Annotated in this window: 15 protein-coding genes and 1 pseudogene; 10 read left to right on the plus strand and 6 right to left on the minus strand. The window is 68.4% G+C overall.

The features are described from left to right. Positions 1-107: 107 nt before the first annotated feature. From ACGFU7_RS36180 to ACGFU7_RS36205, 6 genes are all read left to right on the plus strand, one after another. Positions 108-1,448, plus strand: a complete 1,341-nt coding sequence (locus ACGFU7_RS36180; protein WP_393701705.1) for an ABC transporter substrate-binding protein — start codon at positions 108-110, stop codon at positions 1,446-1,448. Positions 1,449-1,455: 7 nt separating this feature from the next. Then, entirely contained in the window at positions 1,456-2,406 is a 951-nt protein-coding gene (locus tag ACGFU7_RS36185; protein ID WP_393701707.1) for a carbohydrate ABC transporter permease, read from the plus strand. Next, complete coding sequence (locus ACGFU7_RS36190; RefSeq protein ID WP_393701709.1) at positions 2,403-3,281, plus strand: carbohydrate ABC transporter permease; 879 nt, start codon at positions 2,403-2,405, stop codon at positions 3,279-3,281. Before ACGFU7_RS36185 ends, ACGFU7_RS36190 begins: the two co-directional genes overlap by 4 nt. Positions 3,282-3,385: 104 nt before the next feature. After that, entirely contained in the window at positions 3,386-5,677 is a 2,292-nt protein-coding gene (locus tag ACGFU7_RS36195; protein ID WP_393701710.1) for a hypothetical protein, read from the plus strand. Positions 5,678-5,689: 12 nt separating this feature from the next. Then, complete coding sequence (locus ACGFU7_RS36200; RefSeq protein ID WP_393701712.1) at positions 5,690-7,912, plus strand: FAD-dependent oxidoreductase; 2,223 nt, start codon at positions 5,690-5,692, stop codon at positions 7,910-7,912. 25 nt (positions 7,913-7,937) lie between these two features. Further along, positions 7,938-8,804 (plus strand): NAD-dependent epimerase/dehydratase family protein, encoded by an 867-nt coding sequence (locus ACGFU7_RS36205; protein ID WP_393701713.1) that lies wholly within the window; start codon positions 7,938-7,940, stop codon positions 8,802-8,804. Between the two features lie 484 nt (positions 8,805-9,288). Here ACGFU7_RS36205 and ACGFU7_RS36210 read toward each other — a convergent pair whose 3' ends face one another. After that, positions 9,289-9,507: a hypothetical protein gene (locus tag ACGFU7_RS36210; RefSeq protein ID WP_393701714.1), complete on the minus strand. Its 219-nt coding sequence runs from the start codon at positions 9,505-9,507 to the stop codon at positions 9,289-9,291. A 62-nt stretch (positions 9,508-9,569) separates the two neighbouring features. On the opposite strand from ACGFU7_RS36210, the gene ACGFU7_RS36215 reads away from it, so the two are divergent. From ACGFU7_RS36215 to ACGFU7_RS36230, 4 genes and pseudogenes are all read left to right on the plus strand, one after another. Beyond that, positions 9,570-10,382 (plus strand): phytanoyl-CoA dioxygenase family protein, encoded by an 813-nt coding sequence (locus ACGFU7_RS36215; RefSeq protein ID WP_393701716.1) that lies wholly within the window; start codon positions 9,570-9,572, stop codon positions 10,380-10,382. 311 nt (positions 10,383-10,693) lie between these two features. Beyond that, positions 10,694-10,900 (plus strand): hypothetical protein, encoded by a 207-nt coding sequence (locus ACGFU7_RS36220; RefSeq protein ID WP_393701718.1) that lies wholly within the window; start codon positions 10,694-10,696, stop codon positions 10,898-10,900. 7 nt (positions 10,901-10,907) lie between these two features. After that, the gene (locus ACGFU7_RS36225; RefSeq protein WP_393701719.1) at positions 10,908-11,099 is read left to right on the plus strand and encodes a hypothetical protein; all 192 of its coding nucleotides are present in this window, start codon (positions 10,908-10,910) and stop codon (positions 11,097-11,099) included. A gap of 496 nt (positions 11,100-11,595) precedes the next feature. Further along, positions 11,596-12,050: pseudogene (locus ACGFU7_RS36230) on the plus strand (transposase); the annotation flags it as partial. An 8-nt stretch (positions 12,051-12,058) separates the two neighbouring features. Here ACGFU7_RS36230 and ACGFU7_RS36235 read toward each other — a convergent pair. Genes ACGFU7_RS36235 through ACGFU7_RS36255 form a run of 5 tightly spaced genes read right to left on the minus strand, consistent with a single transcriptional unit; the run spans position 12,059 to position 17,928 of the window. Beyond that, positions 12,059-13,060, minus strand: a complete 1,002-nt coding sequence (locus ACGFU7_RS36235) for a LacI family DNA-binding transcriptional regulator (RefSeq protein WP_393701721.1) — start codon at positions 13,058-13,060, stop codon at positions 12,059-12,061. Continuing rightward, a complete protein-coding gene (locus ACGFU7_RS36240) occupies positions 13,057-14,832 on the minus strand; it encodes a glycoside hydrolase family 36 protein (RefSeq protein WP_393701722.1) in 1,776 nt (591 codons plus the stop codon). The genes ACGFU7_RS36235 and ACGFU7_RS36240 overlap by 4 nt, the downstream gene beginning before the upstream one ends. 2 nt (positions 14,833-14,834) lie before the next feature. Next, positions 14,835-15,662: a carbohydrate ABC transporter permease gene (locus ACGFU7_RS36245; protein ID WP_393701724.1), complete on the minus strand. Its 828-nt coding sequence runs from the start codon at positions 15,660-15,662 to the stop codon at positions 14,835-14,837. Next, positions 15,659-16,588: a carbohydrate ABC transporter permease gene (locus ACGFU7_RS36250; RefSeq protein ID WP_393701725.1), complete on the minus strand. Its 930-nt coding sequence runs from the start codon at positions 16,586-16,588 to the stop codon at positions 15,659-15,661. The genes ACGFU7_RS36245 and ACGFU7_RS36250 overlap by 4 nt, the downstream gene beginning before the upstream one ends. Beyond that, a complete protein-coding gene (locus ACGFU7_RS36255; protein WP_393701726.1) occupies positions 16,585-17,928 on the minus strand; it encodes an ABC transporter substrate-binding protein in 1,344 nt (447 codons plus the stop codon). The genes ACGFU7_RS36250 and ACGFU7_RS36255 overlap by 4 nt, the downstream gene beginning before the upstream one ends. Between the last annotated feature and the right edge of the window lie 7 nt (positions 17,929-17,935).

Genomic DNA, 17,935 nt, shown 5'->3' on the forward strand with positions numbered 1-17,935 from the left:
ACCACCACAACGAGCAAAGCACCGCACTACACCGCACCGAGCCCACTCCTGCCCTTCTTGGAGCCGTTATGCCCAGAAACTCCCGCCGTGTGGCCATACTTGGCTGCATGGCGCTGACCGCGACCCTCGCGGGCTGTTCCTCCCTCACCCCGAGCAGCGCCGCCGGGGACGGCGATCTCGTGCTGCGGGTGCAGGGCATGCCGCCGGCCACCGACAAGCCGGGGGTCGCCCTGTTCAAGAAGCAGGTGGCCGATTTCGAGAAGGCCAACCCGGGCATCAAGGTCAAGGGTTCGACCACGGTCTTCGACCCGCTGACGTTCTCCGCGAAGCTGTCCGGCGGCAATGTCGAGGACGTCATCAAGGTGCCGCTGACCGAGCCGCCGCGGCTCATCCAGCAGAAGCAGGTGCAGCCGATCACCGGGCAGCTCAAGGAGTGGAAGCACTTCAAGGAGTTCAACCCTCAGGTCCTCCAGCCGCTCACCGACAGCACCGGCGACGTGTACGGCGTACCGCAGAATCCGTACGCCCAGGGCCTGGTCTACAACCGCGAGCTCTTCGAGAAGGCCGGCCTCGACCCCGACAGACCGCCGACCACCTGGGCGGAAGTCCGTACCGCCGCCAAGAGGATCAGCGACAGTACCGGCAAGGCGGGCTTCGTCCACGAGTCCAAGGACAACCAGGGCGGCTGGCAGCTGACGATGCTGTCGTACGCCTTCGGTGGCGAACTGGAGAAGGAGCAGGGTGGCAAGTACACCGCCACGCTCACCGGGGAGCCGACGAAGAAGGGATTGCGGCTGCTCAAGGACATGCGCTGGAAGGACGATTCGCTCGGCAAAACCCTCCTCAACAATCAGAACGACGTGATCAAGCAGTTCGCGGCCGGGCAGGTCGGCATGTTCATGGGCAGCCCGGGGACGTACCGACTGGCGAAGATGCAGTTCGGCATGGAGAACACCGACGCCTTCGGAGCGGCCCCGATGCCGCAGTCCGGCGGCGACGCGACACTCACCGGCGGCGACATCTACATGGTCCCGAAGTCCGCCGACAAGAAGCATGCGGCAGCCGCCGTCGAGTGGCTGACCTTCGCCTACGCCAAGCCGCAGTACAGCACCGACATGGCCGCCGAGCAGGCCAAGGCGCTCTCTGCCGACCCGAAGTCCGCGGTGGGCGTGCCGACGCTGCCGGTCTTCGACAAGAAGCGGCAGACCGAGATCGACGCCGCGATCAAGCCGTACGTCAATGTGAAGCTGCAGAACTTCAAGCCGTACATCGACGGCCTCTCCACGCTGAAGCTGAAGCCGGAGCCGCCGTACCAGGCGCAGAAGCTGTACACCGCGCTCGACCCGGTGGTCCAGGCTGTGCTCACCAAGCGCGACGCCGACATCGACTCCCTGCTGGCCTCGGCCGAGAAGGACGTCAATGCCAAGCTCGCCGCGGACCAGAAGTAGCCGGCCCATGGCCCTGCTCACTCCGTCCCGGCGCCCGGCCGCTGTGTCCAAGGAGCCCGTGCCGCGCACCCTGCCGCAGCGGCGGCGTGGCACCGGCGCCCGCAAACAGTTCACGGCCTGGCTGTTCCTCGTCCCCGCGCTGCTGGTCTTCGGGCTCTTCGCCTGGTGGCCGATCGTGCGCAGCCTGCTGCTCAGCTTCCAGAAGACCAACCTCGTCGAGCCCTCGGTCTGGGTCGGCCTGGACAACTTCCGTACGCTCTTCGACGATCCGCTGCTCGGCACCGCCGTCGGGAACACCCTGTTCTTCGTGGTCCTCGGCCTGCTGATCGGCTTCCCGGCGCCGCTGATCCTGGCCGCGATCATGTCGACGGTGCGGCGCGGCGCAGGCATCTACCGCTTCCTGGTGTATCTGCCGGTGGTCATCCCGCCCGTCGTGGCGATCCTGCTCTGGAAATGGTTCTACGATCCCGGGAGCGGGCTCTTCAACAACGTCCTCGGCAAGGTCGGGCTCGGCCCGTACTCGTGGCTGGAGTCCTCCGACAGCGCCATGCTCTCGCTGGTCCTGGAGGCCACCTGGGCGGGCATGGGCGGCGCCGTCCTGATCTACCTCGCGGCAATGGTCGGCATCCCCGGCGAACTCTATGAGGCCGCCGAGGTGGACGGCGCCGGTATCTGGCGGCGGATCTGGCATGTGATGCTGCCCCAACTCCGGTCTGTCATCGGCCTGTTGCTGCTCGTTCAACTGATCAACACGGTGCAGGTCTTCACCGAGCCGTACGTCTTCACCGGCGGCGGACCCGAGAACTCCACCCTCACGGTCCTGCTGTTGATCTTCCGGTACGCCTTCCAGGACGGCGAGTACGGCCAGGCCGCCGCGCTCTCCTTCCTGATGGTGCTCGCCCTCGCCCTGCTCTCCGCGGTCTATCTGCGGGCCACCCGCAGCTGGAGCACGTCATGACCACGCTCACCACCTTCGTCTCCACCAACGACCGCCAACGCCCCGGCGTACGCGCCGCAGTGCGCTCCATCCAGGTGTTCACCCTGATCCTGCTGCTGCTCATCGGCATCGGACCGCTGTACTGGATGGTCAAGGGCGCGGTCTCACCGCCCACCGAGCTCACCACTCAGCCCCTGGCCCTCTGGCCGGACCGGCCGGCCCTGGGCAACTTCTCGACGGCGTACACCGATCTGAGTGTCGGCCGCTATCTGATGAACACCTTCCTGGTGGTCGGCGGATCGTGGTTCGTGCAGCTCTTCGTCTCAGCGACGGCGGGCTTCGCCCTTTCGGTGCTCAGGCCGAGGTTCGGCAAGGCCGTCTACGGGGCGATCCTCGCCACGATGTTCGTGCCGTACACGGTGAACATGGTCAGCCTCTTCATGACCGTGATCGATGTGCCGTTCCTCCACCTCAACCTGGGCGACACCTACTGGGCGATCTGGCTGCCGGCCGGCACGAACGCCTTCACGGTGCTACTCGCCAAGCAGTTCTTCGACGCCCTGCCGAAGGAGCTGTTCGACGCGGCGCGGGTCGACGGGGCGAGTACCTGGCAACTGCTCACCAAGATCGTGCTGCCCATGAGCAAGCCGGTGCTCGCCGTGATCAGTCTGCTCGCGGTGATGCACTCCTGGAAGGACTTCATCTGGCCGCTGGTGGCCATCACCGACCCCGAGAAGCAGCCGATCAGCGTGGCTCTCGCCCAGCTCGCCACGCAGGCTCCGCAGGACCAGCTGATCGCCGCGATGGTGCTCGCCGTCGCCCCGCCGGTGCTCGTCTTCGTCGTCTGCCAGAAGTACATCGTCGCCGGGCTCGGCTTCACCGGAGTCAAGGGCTGAGTTCCACCGGAGCCGACGGCCGAGCCATCAACTCCCCCACCACACCTTCCGCTTCGGAAACTTCGGAGCGTCCGGAACATCCCGACCAAGAGAAGGGCACCTCCATGTCAGTCGCCCGCCGCAGGTTCATCCAGGGCACGGCCGTCGCCACCGGCGCCGCGCTGCTGCCGACCGTTCCCGCGTACGCCGCGGACCCGGTCACCATCGAGGCCGACGGCATCACCCTGGTCGGCCGTAGCGACGGCAGCGTCCTCGTGCGGGACGGTGCGGGCGCCGACCGCATCCTGCTCAGCCACTTCATGATCAAGGACACCACGCTGGGCCAGCAGCGCACCTTCGGCGGGACGCCCGCCCGGATCACGCTCCCCGACGGGCGGCCCGCGATTCAGGTCACGTACACGATGGCGAGCGGCACGTCCGGAGTCACGGTGCGCGGCACCTTCGACGTCACCCCTCGTAAGGCACACATGAAGTGGGAGGTCGGCGGCTCCAGCACGCTCACACCGGCCGGCTTCATGTTCTCCCGCACGGTGTACGAAGCGAGCGCGGCGGAGTCGTACGAAGCGCTGACCGTCTGGGAGCGGGACGCCCGAGGCGGCATTCCGTACGAGGTGAACGCGGGCGGCGCGTACGTGGAGACGTGGGCGGGATCGAAGGGCTTCTTCTGCCTCTCGTCCACCAACCCCGCGAGCACGAACGCCACGTGGGTCCATTCCCCCGGCACCTCGACCGGCGCGAGCACCGCGGTCACCGAGGCCGATCTGGTCCTCGGTGATCTGCGGCCGCGCGGGGCGGGAGCGCTCGCCGCCAAGAGGCCCCTCGACGTGGAGGTGTGGACCGACCAGCCGTTCAACCTCTACAAGGCGGCCGGGCAGACGATGACGCTCAAGGCGCAGGTCGTCAACGGCTCCGCCGCGGCCAGGACGGTGACGCTCACCTGGTGGGCGCGGGACTTCGGCGGCAAGAAGATCGCCGGTGGAAGGCTCTGCAAGAGCCTCGCGGCGGGCGCCGCCTGGAACGCCTCCTTTCCCGTGACCTCGCCCTCGCAGAACATCGTGTTCACCGAGGTGGAGGCGGTCAGCGGCAATGACAAGGCGCTGGCCCGCACGAATCTGAGCGTGCTCCCGGAATTCACGTACAAAGCGGGCAAGGAGTCGATGTTCGGCCTCGCCAACTACCCCTGGCTGCTCGAGCCCGGCAAGGACGCTGTACTCGGGCTGGTCAGGACGCTCGGCATCAAGTGGATCCGCATCGCCTACGCAGGCGCCCCGGGCATCGACACCGCGACGCTGGACGCGAACGGCATCGGGCACAACGTGGAGCTGAGCGGCATCCCCGTGGGCGGCAGTCCGGAGCAGGTCGCGGCCTGGGCCGACACGAATGTCGCCAAGGCCCTGGACGCCGAGGCCGCGTACTTCGAGGTGAGCAACGAGGTCAACCAGCCCTGGATGTCGGGCCGCGGCGCCGACGCCTACGTCCGGGACGGTCTGCGCCAGGTCACCACGCGCCTCGACGCGGCGGGCTCGCGGATGAAGGTCATGAACGCCGGCCTCGGCGGCATGGACTACGTATGGACCAAGAACTTCCATGACGCGGGCGGCTGGGACCTCATCGACGCCTTCGCCTTCCATCCCGGTCGCGGCAACTTCACCCCCGACTTCGCACCGCCGCCCGAGGAGTGGACGCAGGGGTCGTCCGGCTCGTACTGGAACTTCCTCGGCGCACTGCGCAAGGCGAACCAGGTCCTGGAGGAGTACGGCGGCGACAAGGAGCTCTGGCTCACCGAGGCGTACGCACCGACCCGGCCCAACGCGTGGTGGAGCGACACCTACCGGCACGCCGCCGAGAACACACTGCTCACGCTCGCTCTCGCCAAGTCCGAGAAGGTGCGCGCCGTCAACTGGTACCAGCTGCACGACTCGGTGATCCACCACCCGCAGGAGGCCGACCCGGCCAACCCCGAGTACCACTACGGCCTGATGAACCGCGACACCAGCGCCAAGCCCTCGCTCCTCGCCTTCGCGACCGCCGCCCGGGTCCTGGACGAGGCCGAGTTCGTCCGGCATCTCTCCTTCGCGGACCAGGACATCAAGGGGCTCCTCTTCACCACTCCCGGCGGACCGGTGTCGATCATCTGGAGCCGCAAGGACGGCTACATCCTCAACGCCGAGCACGGAGAGGATCCCTGGTACGCGTCGCCGGAGCCCTGGGTCGACACCTGGACGACCAGGACCGCGGTCGTCGCCCACTCGGGGACGGTCAACGGAACGGTGCGGGAGCTGAACTGCATCGGCCAGGAGCGCTCCCTGAAAGCCTCCGGCGGAAGGATCACCCTCACCCTCGACGGCGCCCCGCGCATCTACTACGGTCTCGCCGCCAATCCCGACTGGAAGTAAGTGACGTACGACATGAGGAATGAAACCGCACAGCACGACATCACCGTCGTCGGCGGCGGCCTGGCCGGGGTCTGCGCGGCGATCGCCGCGGCCCGGCTCGGCCGGAGCGTCGCGCTGATCAACAACAGGCCGGTGCTCGGCGGCAACGCGAGCAGCGAGGTCCGGGTCTGGGTGTGCGGCGCGACCGGCCACGGCAAGAATCACCATGCCCGTGAGGGCGGCATCATGGGCGAGCTGCTCGTGGAGAACCAGTTCCGCAACCCGGACGGGAACCCCTACTACTGGGATGCCGTGGTCCTGGACGCCGTACGCGCCGAGCCCGGCATCACGCTCTACCTCAACACCGACGTGCGCGAGGTCGACGCCGAAGGTCCGGACGAGGCCCGGCGCATCACCTCGGTCACCGGCTGGATGATGGGCTCGGAGCGGCGGATACGTTTCGAGAGCTCCCACTTCCTCGACTGCACGGGAGACGGCCTGATCGGCCACCTGGCGGGTGCCCACCACCGCATCGGCCGGGAATCGCGCGCCGAGTACGACGAGGCATGGGCTCCGGAGACGGCCGACGACATCACCCTGGGCTCGACTCTCCTCTTCTATACGAAGGATGCCGGTCACCCCGTCAAGTTCGTGCCGCCGAACTTCGCCAAGGACATCACCCGGACCTCCATCCCGCAGCGCCGCATCATCAAGGCGGGCGACAACGGCTGCGCGTACTGGTGGATCGAGTTCGGCGGCGAGCTCGACACCGTCCATGACAACGAACGCATCCGCGACGAGCTGTGGTCGGTGATCCACGGCATCTGGGACCACATCAAGAACTCCGGCGAGTTCGACGCGGCGAACATGACCCTGGAGTGGGTGGGCTCGATCCCCGGCAAACGGGAGTACCGGCGCTTCCTCGGCGACTACGTCCTGCACCAGGGCGACATTCTCGGCCAGACCGAGTTCGCCGACCGGGTCGCTTTCGGCGGCTGGTCGATCGACCTGCATCCGCCGCAGGGCATGTACGCCACCGAGGCAGGTGCCAGACAGCTCTACGCGGATGGCATTTACCACATTCCGTACCGCAGCCTCTACTCGGTGAACACGGAGAACCTGCTCTTCGCCGGGCGCAACATCTCCGCCAGCCATGTCGCCTTCGGCTCGACCCGCGTCATGGCGACCTGCGCCACGATCGGCCAGGCGGCCGGCACGGCGGCGGCACTCTGCGCCACCGGAGATGTCACCCCGCGCGAACTCCCCGTACCCGAGCTGCACCGGGCGCTGCTGCGCCATGACGCCTCGCTCATCGGCCTCGCCTCGACGGACCCGGAGGACCTGGCCCTGCGGGCGACGGCCACGGCATCGTCCACCTTGAGCAGCTTGGCAGTCGAGGACTCCGACGAGCTATGGCCGCTCGCGGCGGACGTCGGACTCGTCCTCCCCGCGGACCCGGACCTCTCCGGAGTGGAACTGCTCGTCGACGCCGACCGCGACACCGAGATCGTGATCGATCTGTACGACCCCGAACTCGGCCAGAACTACGTCCCGCGCCGCCTCGTCACCTCCACCACCCTGCCCGTCGCCGCCGGTGCCCGGCAGTGGCTCAAGACGGGCCTGGACTGGTCTCCCGAAACCCCGCGCAACGCCTTCCTGGTCGTCCGCGCCAACGACGCCCTCGCCCTGCACCGCTCCGACCGCCCGACCCCCGGCGTCCTGTGCTTCACGCGCGTCCCGCCGCGCCCGTCGGACGAATCGCCGCAGTTGCTGCGCGAGTGGACGGACGTGGGTCTGCTGCGCCGCACATTCTGCTTTCGCACGGGAGAGACCGCGGCCTACTCCCCCGCCAAGGCCACCGACGGCTATGGCCGCCCGTACGCGGGACCGCACATGTGGGTCTCCGCACCACTGGCGGACGTCCCTTCCCCCTGGCTCGAGTTGGCCTGGCCCGAACCTGTCGCTCTGGGCCGGATCGAGGTCATCGCCGACGACGACGTCAACGAGGACCTGATCAACCTGCACCACCACCGCACGCCCTTCGACACCCTCCCCACCCTCCTTCGCGACTACCGCGTCGAGGCACTGGATACTGACGGCACCTGGCGCGTCATCGCCCGTGCGGCGCAGAATCGGCGGCGATGCGAGACGCACACGCCGGCGGAGCCGGTCACCACATCGGCGATCCGGGTCGTCGTCGAAGCCACCAACGGGGCGGCGTCGGCGCACGTCGTCGCCGTGCGCGCCTACGAATAGAAGCACGACGCAGGAGAGTGACTGGATGGTCGGAAGAGCGATGGTCACCGGGGCCGCCGGGCGGATCGGGCGAGCGGTCCTCACGCTGCTGGCCGAGCGCGGGATCGAGGCGAACGCCTTGGTCCTCGATGATCCCGGTGATCTCGCGGCGCGCCTGGTCGTGACCGGTGACGCCGCCGACGCGAAGACCGTGCGGGCGGCTCTGGAGGGCGCCGACGCGGTCATCCACCTGGCGGCGATCCCGACTCCCGCGCGCAACACCGCATTCGAGGTCTTCGCGGGCAACAGCCTCTCGACCTTCACCGTTCTGGAGGAGGCCGGCCGGGCCGGGATCCGGCATGCGGCGGTGGCGAGCTCCTGGGGTGTCACGGGCCTGCCCTGGACGGACGTTGAGGATCCGCATCCGCCGTACGCACCGGTCGATGAGGCGATGGCCTCCCAGGTGGCCGACCCCTACGGCCTGTCCAAACAGGTCGACGAGCTGACAGCGCAGATGATGGCGCGGCGGCACGGGATGAGCGTGGTGTGCCTGCGCTATCCGTACGTGGGCGGGTTCGAGGAACGGCTGCACGCGCACGCCGCCCGGCTCACGGCCGACCCGGCCGCGGGGGCAAGGGACCTGTGGACGTACCTCGAGGTCCATGACGCGGCGAGGGCCGCGCTGCTGGCCTTGGAGGTACCCGGCCGTGCGGCGCACGCGGTACACCTCTGCGCCCCCGAGATCATCGTGCCGTACCCGACGGAGGAGCTGCTGCGCCGCTACCACCCCACCACCGTGCTGCGGCGCCCGCTGCCGGGTCGCGCGGCGCCGGTCGACACCTCGGCCGCGCGCAGGCTGCTCGGGTTCACGGCACGGAATCTCCTCGGTCGCGGGGCGGCTACCCCGGAGTGAGATCATGAAGACCGCCGAACCGCCGCAGAGCAGGAGAGAACAGAACGTGCCCCGAGGCCGAGTGACGTACCGAGTGGCATACGCGACGACTCCACCAGTCGTCGTCAGCCGGGGCCAAGGTGAACTGACCTCTCGCAGTGAAGATTGAGCGATTCTCACTGAAGGTTGAGTGGTTGGTCGGGGGCTTCGCGGTTCGAGTGTGACTGCGCCCTTCAGCCGGCCTCTGAGCCGTTGAGTTGGCCCGTCTGAGCGCCGGGCGTGGCCGACGAGAAGTGGCAACCGGCTGTTGCTCTTCAAAGGGAGAGCGAGCCGGGCCGACCACTGCCCCTCGACTTTCCGGGCTGCCTTGTGCACCCGCCTTGATCGGGCACAAGATGTTGATGAGGCCCCCTGAATTCGGTCGGAGGTACTCACCTGTGCCTCACTTGATCCAGTTCTTAAACGAGTGGGAAGTATGGGCATCTGTGAGGGGCTTCGGTAATGGTCAGTTGGCGCTGTCTGCGTGATGGGTGCGAAGCAGGCCGTTGATGCCGTCGGCCCAGTAGTGGCCGAGGCGGCCGAGTTTGCAGATGTTGTCGGCGTTCTCGGTGGCGACGGCGAAGACGAGGACGCGGAGTGTTCGCCCGTCGTGGGCAATGTGGTCCTGTGACCGCAGGGCGGTTGCTTCCGGTCTCAGAGGGGCAAGAAGGGGCTCGGTGAACACCCGACAAAGGCGGTGCGGAGAATGTCGGGTGATCGGGACCGGTGTCGCCGCACGATGGGGACATGGATGACACGACCTTGGTATCCCGCTTCCTCCGCGACGGCTTCGTGAAGTTGGAGGGCGCCGTCGCGCCGCGCGTGGCCGCGGACTGCGCGCGGCTGCTGTGGCGAGAGACGGGCTGCGACCCGGACGATCCAGCGACGTGGACGCAGCCCGTGCACTGGGTGGCCGGCATGGCGCAGGGGCCGTTCGCCGCCGCACCCAACTCCCCGTCCCTGCAGCGCGCGTACGACCTGCTCGTCGGCGCGGGACGCTGGGAGCCGCGCTACTCGCTGGGCACGTTCCCGCTGCGTTTCCCGCACGAGGAGGAGCCGGACGACGCGGGCTGGCACATCGAGGGGAGCTATCTGCCGGAGGGCGAGAGCTGGTACTTCACAAATCTGCGCTCCCGGGGCCGGGCGCTGCTGATGCTGTTCCTGTTCAGCGAGGTCGGAGCGGAGGACGCCCCGACCCGGATCCGGGTCGGCTCACACCTCGACGTGCCGAAGGTGCTGGAGAAGTACGGGGAGGACGGAGCGAGCGGGCTGGCCCTTGCGCCCGATCTGGTGGCGGCGTCCGACCACCGGCCGCTCGCCCTCGCCACCGGGTCCCCGGGCGACGTCTTCCTGTGCCATCCGTTCCTGGTGCACGCGGCGCAACCGCACCATGGGGTGCGGCCGCGCTTCATGGCCCAGCCGCCGCTGATGCCGGCCGCGCCGTACGAACTGGAGCGGGCCGACGGCGCGTACTCACCCGTGGAGATCGCGATCCGTCGGGGCCTGGGACAGGACACCCCCGGTCCGGACGGGGACGGCACCGACTGCAGCGCCGGGTAGACATGCTTCATCCGTTCCCAGAACTGGGCGGAGAACCAGTGCCCGGCAGCGGCACGTCCGGCAGCGCCGCGCCAGCCGTTATCGACCATCGGGCGAGTGCTGTCCACGACACACCAGCCTCACGACGACATGCCCGACAAGATCACGCGAAGAGACCGAACACCACCACCCGAAGGACGGGGAGATCCACGGAGCAGGTCTCACCAACTCCCCGAGTACCAACGGCCGAATTCAAGGAGCGCCATCAATGTCGGGTCCGGCGTGGTGGGCGCTGCCTGGCGCGGTGGTCGTCAAGAGGAAGGAGACCGGGCATGCTGGAGCGGCTGAACCGGGCTATGGAGCACATCGAGTGCCATCTCGACCAGGCCGTCGAGGTGGAGGAGGTGGCACGCATCGCGGCCACCTCGGAGTACCACCTGCGTCGGATGTTCTCCGCACTCGCGGGCAAACCGCTGTCGGATCTCGATGTAGGTGCCGGTGGTGGTCAGGTCCTGGCCGGAGGAGCGGAAGACCACTGAGTTGAGCGTGACGTTCAGGGCCTTCTCGAAGCGCTCGCTGGTGAACCTGTCCCAGGGGGCCGTCGGCGTCGCGCTCTACCGGGCCGCCGACGTCGACGCGCTGCCGGCGACCCGGAGCGAGGTCGACGGGGAGCAGTTGCGCACGGGAGAGAAAGGCCGGCGGTCCCCGCTCGCCTCGCTGCAGCCCACCCCGGCCTGACCCGGCTGCCCTTCAACGGCGATACCTCCTGATCGTCGTCGTGCTCGTACGCGCCAAAAGTCAGCCCTGGGCAAGCCCGTCACCGGTTGGGCTTGCCCAGCGCCGCCTCGTGCTTGCCCGGGGTCAGGTTCGGAACCGCCGCGTCAGCCGGCCGCCCGACTCCGCTCTCGCCTCTTCCCCCACACGCAGTCGTTCGGCTTCCGCGCGCTGCTGTTCGCCTCGACCGCCCGGTCCTCGCACAGGACCGGGTGCCACCGGCCGGTTGCCCGCGGACAGTTCCCGCGGCGCTCCAGCGGTCGCCGGTCAGCTTCCGCCCACTGTGCGCGCAGACCGGGCGCGTGGCCTCCCCGTTCCCTCGCCCGGCGCTCCTCCTCACGCTTCCGCTCGGCCTGGTCAGCTTTCGCTTACGCCCTGGCGGCGGCTTCTGCCGTGTCCTGGCGGGCGTTGCCGATGGCTTCGGTCAGGGTCTGGAACCCCGGCCGGCCGAAGGCCATGAAAGGGGGACCTGACAGGTCCGAATCGTTGGATCGCGGCAAGTGCGGGTCGAAGATTCATTCGATCACCGAGTGCACCGGTCTGCCTGTCCCGGTCGGCATTTCCGGGGCGAACATGCATGACAGTCAGGGACTGGAGCCACTCGTACGGGGCGTCCCGCCCCCCATCCGCTCCCGCCGCGGCCCGAGGCGGCTACAGCCCGGCAAGCCGCGCGGAGACAAGGGCTACGACTACCGTCACCCGCGGCAATGGCTCCGCAGTCGCGGCATCACCCATCGCATCGCCCGCAAAGGGATCGAGCCCTCCGCCCCTCTGGGCCGCCATTGCTGGGTTGTGGAACGGTGGATGTCCTGGCTCGCGGGATGCCGACGTCTCCACCGCCGCTACGAACGCAAGGCCGAACACTTCCTCGCCATGGCCTGCACCCTCATCTGCTTCCGCCGCCTCACCAAATGAGATGACTGCTAAGGCGACTCGGGGGCCGGACCGCTCGAGGAGCGGATGACCAGCTCGGGGTCGAACAGCAACTCGCCGGTCGGCACGTCCCTGTTGCTGACAAGTGCCAGTACGCTGCGGCCCACCCCCAGCGCCAGCCGGTCGGCCGGCTGCCGGACCGTGGTCAGGGGAGGGTCCACGAACTCGGTGATGGCCGAACCGTCGTAGCCGACCACCGACACGTCACCAGGTACGGAGCGGCCCTGGCGGCGAATGCCGCGGATCGCCCCCAGGGCCATGTAGTCGCTGGCCGCGACGATCGCCGTGGCGCCGAGACCGAGCAGCAGGCCCGCCGCGGCCTGTCCGCCCTCCACCGTGTACGACTGCCGGATTACCCGATCTTCGGCATCCTCGATGCCCCGCTTGGCCATGGCGTCGAGAAAGCCCTGCACACGCCGGTCGGCGGGGTGGTTGCCCGCCGGCCCCGAAGCCATCCCGATGCGCCGGTGCCCCAGACGGTAGAGATGGTCGACCGCCAGCTCGGCGGCCAGCGCGTCGTCGGTCGAGAAGACCGGTGCGGGCACCCCGTCCGCGAACTCGCCGTTGATCCCGACGTACGGGACGCGGCGCTGGCGCAGCAGCTCGTACGTCTCCGTGTCCGCGCCCTCGACCGTGTTCGACGCGGAAAGGAAGACGACGGCCGCGATGCCCTTGTCCACCAGCGCGGAGATGAAGTCCCGCTCCTGCACACCTCCAGGGAAGGCGGGGCACAGCACCGTCTTCAGCCCGTGCGGCGCGAGTGCCGACTCGATGCGTTCCGCGACATCGGCGAAGAACGGATTCGACACGAACTCGGTGATCACCGCCACCAGTTGGCCCTGTGTCTGCCGCTCGTAGCCGAGCTCGGCCATCGCCTGCTCGACCGCATCCCTGGTTTTCTTCGACACGCCCTGCCGCCGGTTGATCACCCGGCTGACGGTGGCCTCGCTGACCCGCGCGCGGGCTGCGACGTCGGTGATCCCGACCTTCATCGCGGTCTCTCCGTGATCGTGAGCGATGCTAGACCTCCGCGGGGGACAGCCAGTGATCGGGCTCCCTCCGGCATGAACGTCAGCGGGACCTCAATGATACGGCCGTCAGGCCCGTGGATCACGCCCTGGACCCAGCCCCCGGCGCCGCGCACCTCGACCATCACACGTCCGTGGGCCGCCCCGTTGACCAGGTGGAAGTGGCGGTACGCGGTGAAGTCCAGAGGGACCACCCGGTCGCTGTGCACACTCAGCAGACAGCGGTCGCCCGCGGCCGCCTTCACCAGCGGGTACAACTCATCGGGCCTGCCGGGCTCGACCTCTCCGTCCAGGAGCAGTTCGCGGTGCTGGTGCCACTGCCGAAGCCAGAACGCGACCGCCTCGCGGTGCGCGCCGGAAATCCGGTCGAGGCGTACGGAGATCTGCGGCACCGAGTGCAAGGCCCCGATCAGCTGCCGCGCCACCGACTCGACGGGTGCGTCCGGGGACCACAGCAGCATGTCGGAGTGGACGGCTCCACCGATCGCGAGCAGCGAGGTGTCGATGGTGCGCACCCGGTTGGCGGCCGCGTCCGCCGGGCAGTCGAAGGATCGGAGCATGTTGCCGAACGGTGCCATGCCGGGACCGACATAGGGCTGGCGCAGCTCCAGCAGCAGGTCAGGCCTTACGGACTCCAGCGCGTCCCGCAACTCCGTCAGCAGTGTGATCACGGCTCGGCCGACGTCCCCCGCACCGTCGCCCGCGTACACCATGGCCTCGTCGAGGAAGTCGACCTTCAGCCCGTCGAGGCCGAACTCACTTACGAGGCCTACGCACAGGTCGACGACATGGCGCCGTACCTCGGGCCTGCGCGGGTCGAGGACGTGGGCGCCCGGCGCCCCGGCGCGCGGGGCGAAGGGTGCCCATGTGGCGTGGCACGCGGCGTCGGGGCCGAGCAACAGCGGTGCGATCCACGCCATGTACCGCAGCCCGCACGCCTGGACGCGCGCCACGTGCCCGGCGAAATCCGGAAACTTGGCCCGGTCGGGCCGCCAGTCCCCGCACCCCGCATAGCCCCGTCCGTGGCCCAGCTCCTGCCAGCCGTCGTCGAGGATCAGCACCCCGCAGCCGAGGCCCGCGGCCAGCTCGGCCTGGGTCTCGACCGCTTGTGCGGAGACGTTCTGGTTGAAGGCGTACCAGGTGGAGTAGACGGGCGTGCGGGCCGAATCGGGCGTTTTCATAGGGGTGAGCGACTGCGTGAACCAGCCGCGCAGGGACCTCATGGCCGTCGCCACGGACGGCGCACGCGGAACGAGCAGCAGCCGGTGCGGACCGTCGGACGCCGGGAGAAGGAGGTGCACGACATGGGTGTCGTTCTCCTCCGATACGCCGAAGCGGACGGTTGTCTCCGGGACCGGGTCGGCTGCCGCGAAGGTCAGCATGGTGGCACCGGAGTGGTCGTAGAGGCAGCCCGCGGCGTGTCCGTCGACCAGCGAGACCCGGGCACGCCCCTCCCAGTCGGCGAGGAGGGTGCGCCGCCAGCCGCCCTGAGGATGCCAGTAGCCGGCAGCGTCGCCGAGCGGCACGGAGAGGCGGATCTCGACGGGGGCGCCTTCGGCCCGTACCTCCAGCAACCGCAGTCCGCCGGGGAGATCACCGAGAACCCAGGAAGCCTGGGCGCCGGGCGCATGAGCGAGGAGGGCGATCGACACCTCCTCGAGCAGCGGCTCATAGGGGGCGGGAGCGAGCCCTGCTGTCGTCACGGCCTCGTCGGTCTCCACAGTCTGGTTGTCCATGGTCACTCCTTCACGGCGCCGGCGAGCAGGCCGGAAACGAAGTGGCGCTGCAGCGCAAGGAAGACGACGACCATCGGGATCGCGGCGATCGAGGTACCGGTGAGGATTGCGCCGTAGTCGGTGTCGTCCAGGCCTTGCAGGGAGGCGAGGGCCACCGGGATGGTGAATGAGGCGCCGTCGCGCAGGATGATCAGCGGCCAGACGAAGTCGTTCCACTGGTACAGGAAGAGGAAGATCGCCAGGGCGGCGAGCGCGGGCTTCATCGGCGGGAGTACGACCTTCCAGAACAGGCGCAGTTCGCCGCAGCCGTCCATCCGGCCCGCGTCGAGTAGTTCGTCCGGGAGCGAGGCCATCGACTGGCGCATCAGGAAGATGCCGAAAGGCAGTGCCAGATTGGGCATGATCACGGCCTGGTAGGTGTTGAGCCACTGCAGCTCGGCCATCATCTTGAACAGCGGAACCAGGGTGACCTGGGCGGGGATCACGAGCCCGAGCATGAGCAGCCCGAACACTCCCTCGCGGCCGCGGAAGCGGTACTTGGCGAAGCCGTATCCGGCGAGCGCACAGACCGCGCCCGCGCAGACGGTGTAGACGACCGCGATCAGCAGCGAGTTGAGGACGACCCGGCCGAACTGCGCGGACTCCTGCAGGCTGGTCAGGTTGTTGAGGAGATGCCCGCCGGGCAGCATCGGCGGCGGGCTGTCGAAGATCTCCTTGGAGCTGTGCGTGGACGCGACCACCAGCCAGTAGAAAGGGATGGCGACGGCGGCGAGCACGATCGCGAGTCCCGAGGTCAGCAGGATGCCCCTGCCGCGATGACGCGTGTTCACGACTTGTCTCCCAGGACGCGGAACTGGATGACGCCGAGGAATCCGATCAGTACGGCCAGGGCGTAGGCGATGGCCGACGCGTAGCCGAAGTCGAAGAACTTGAAGGCGTTCTGGTACAGGTACACACCGATGGTCAGGGTTGCGTTGTCCGGACCGCCGCCGGTGAGGATGTACGGCTCGTCGAAGATCTGCAGGGTGCCGATCGTGGAGAGCACAGTGGTGAGCAGGATCGCGGGACGCAGACCCGGCAGCGTGACATGGACGAAGGACTTCCAGGCACCCGCTCCGTCCACGGCCGCGGCGTCGTACAGCTCACCCGGAATGGTTTGCAGCCTGGCGAGCAGGATCACCGCGTTGTAGCCGGTGTAGTGCCAGGTCAGGGCGAGCCCGAGGGAGATTTTTGCCCACAGGGGGTCGGTCAGCCACGGCACGGCGTCCATGCCGGCCAGACCGAGCAGCCAGTTCACCAGGCCGTAGTCCCTGTTGAGGAGGACCGAGAAGATGATTCCGTACGCCACGAGGCCGGTGACCATCGGCATGAAGAACCCGAGCCGGAAGACAGTCCGGCTGCGCAGCAGTGTGGAGTTCAGGGCGACCGCGAGTCCGGTGGAGAGCGCCAGCATCACCGGCACCTGGACGGCGAGGATCACCGCGGAGTTCTTCAGGGCGGTCCAGAACAGCGGGTCGTCGAGCAGCCGGGTGTAGTTGTCGGCGCCGACGAAGGTGTCGACCCCGTCGATCGTCTTGTGGAGGCTGAGGACGAAGGACCAGCCTATGGGGTAGAGCTTGAACACGGCGAAGAGCAGCAGCGCGGGCAGGACGAAGAGGTACGGAGCCAGGTGCCGCCCTCGCCGAAGACGCGGGCGCCGCGCCACGCCCCCGGCGGGGACGGGCGGCGCGTTCTTGCCGACGAGCGTCGCGGTCATCGGGCCTTGCGTCCAGTCTGCTTGGCGAGCTGCTCCGCGGCCTCCTTGAGGACCTTCGCCGGGTCGGCGCCCTTGAGGAGGACCTTGGACTGGGCGTCGGTGACGAGCTTGAGCGCGCGGGCGTAGTCGGAGGTGTAGTTGAAGGCGGGCGAGGGCGCCTTGAGCGCTTCCAGGAAGATCTCACCCTTTTTCTGGCCGCTGAAGAACGCCGACCGCTCGTGGAACACCGCGTCGTCGTAGGCCTTCATCAGGGCCGGGGCGATGCCCTTGCCCTTGTAGATCTTCACCTGCGAGGCCGGACGGGTCAGCACGAACTCGATGAAGGTCCAGGCGGCGGCCTGGTGCTTGCTGCCGCCCGCGACCGCGAGATGGGTGGAGTTCACGGTGGCCGCGGTGGAGCCGCCCCGGCGCACGGCCGGTGGGAGGCGGACCTTCCACTTCCCTGCCTCCTCGGGCACCTGCCCCTCGATGATGCCGCCGAACCAGGTGGGCCAGGGAAGGACGGCCGCGGTGCCCTTTTTGATGGAGCTCATCAGGGCGTTCCAGCCGCCCGCGAGGTCGCTGACGAGGCCGGCGTCGTTCATCGTCTTGATGAGCGTCATGGCCTTCACGGCCTCGGGGGAGTAGAGCGTGATCTCTCCGTCGAGGTTGAAGTAGAAGGCGCCCTGCAGCTGGAGCAGTGTCTGGAAGAAGTTGGCGGCGTCCGGCTGTGAGGCGGGCTTGTCGATGCCGAGCAGGTACGTTCCGGTCTTCTTCTTGATCTCCTTGCCGGCTTCAATGGTCTCGTCCCAGGTCTGTAGCGCGTCGGCGTCGACCCCGGCCTTCTCGAAGATGTCGGCCCGGTAGTAGAAGCCCGCGGAATTCGCCTCCCAGGGAAGGGCGTTGACCCGCTTGCCGCCTGGCGCGACGGTCTGCCACATGCCTTGCGCGAAGGCGTCCTTGTACGTGTCCGCGCCCAGCTTGCCCAGGTCCGCGAGGCCGTTCGGGAACTGCTCGACGTACCCCGGGAGGTAGTCGACGCCGATGTGCAGAACGTCGGCGAGGCCTTGGCCGCCTGCCGCCATCGCGGTGGTGATCTTGTCCCAGATCGCCGGGTTGCCGATGTCCTCGACGGTGACCTCGATGTCCGGGTACTTCTTGTTGAACTCCGGCACGAGGGCCTTCATCTCGGCAGCCGGCCCCTGCCAGGACCAGACCGTGATCTTCCCCTTCTGCTTGTCGCCGGTGGCCCCGGAAGTGCCCGTATCGCCCGTGCCCGAGCAGGCGGTGAGACCGGTGAGGCCGGCTCCGGCCGCGATCGCGCCACCGATCTGCAGAACTTTTCGACGTTCCAGTTCCATCACTGAC

It is taken from the genome of Streptomyces sp. NPDC048473 (assembly GCF_043200155.1).
Lineage (GTDB): Bacteria > Actinomycetota > Actinomycetes > Streptomycetales > Streptomycetaceae > Streptomyces.

Bases quoted from the DNA above. Each gene is read 5' to 3' on its own strand.
- ACGFU7_RS36180 (WP_393701705.1), top strand. From the start codon at position 108: ATGGCGCTGACCGCGACCCTCGCGGGCTGTTCCTCCCTCACCCCGAGC.
- ACGFU7_RS36185 (WP_393701707.1), top strand. From the start codon at position 1,456: ATGGCCCTGCTCACTCCGTCCCGGCGCCCGGCCGCTGTGTCCAAGGAG.
- ACGFU7_RS36190 (WP_393701709.1), top strand. From the start codon at position 2,403: ATGACCACGCTCACCACCTTCGTCTCCACCAACGACCGCCAACGCCCC.
- ACGFU7_RS36195 (WP_393701710.1), top strand. From the start codon at position 3,386: ATGTCAGTCGCCCGCCGCAGGTTCATCCAGGGCACGGCCGTCGCCACC.
- ACGFU7_RS36200 (WP_393701712.1), top strand. From the start codon at position 5,690: ATGAGGAATGAAACCGCACAGCACGACATCACCGTCGTCGGCGGCGGC.
- ACGFU7_RS36205 (WP_393701713.1), top strand. From the start codon at position 7,938: ATGGTCGGAAGAGCGATGGTCACCGGGGCCGCCGGGCGGATCGGGCGA.
- ACGFU7_RS36215 (WP_393701716.1), top strand. From the start codon at position 9,570: ATGGATGACACGACCTTGGTATCCCGCTTCCTCCGCGACGGCTTCGTG.
- ACGFU7_RS36220 (WP_393701718.1), top strand. From the start codon at position 10,694: ATGCTGGAGCGGCTGAACCGGGCTATGGAGCACATCGAGTGCCATCTC.
- ACGFU7_RS36235 (WP_393701721.1), bottom strand. From the start codon at position 13,060: ATGAAGGTCGGGATCACCGACGTCGCAGCCCGCGCGCGGGTCAGCGAG.
- ACGFU7_RS36240 (WP_393701722.1), bottom strand. From the start codon at position 14,832: ATGGACAACCAGACTGTGGAGACCGACGAGGCCGTGACGACAGCAGGG.
- ACGFU7_RS36250 (WP_393701725.1), bottom strand. From the start codon at position 16,588: ATGACCGCGACGCTCGTCGGCAAGAACGCGCCGCCCGTCCCCGCCGGG.
- ACGFU7_RS36255 (WP_393701726.1), bottom strand. From the start codon at position 17,928: ATGGAACTGGAACGTCGAAAAGTTCTGCAGATCGGTGGCGCGATCGCG.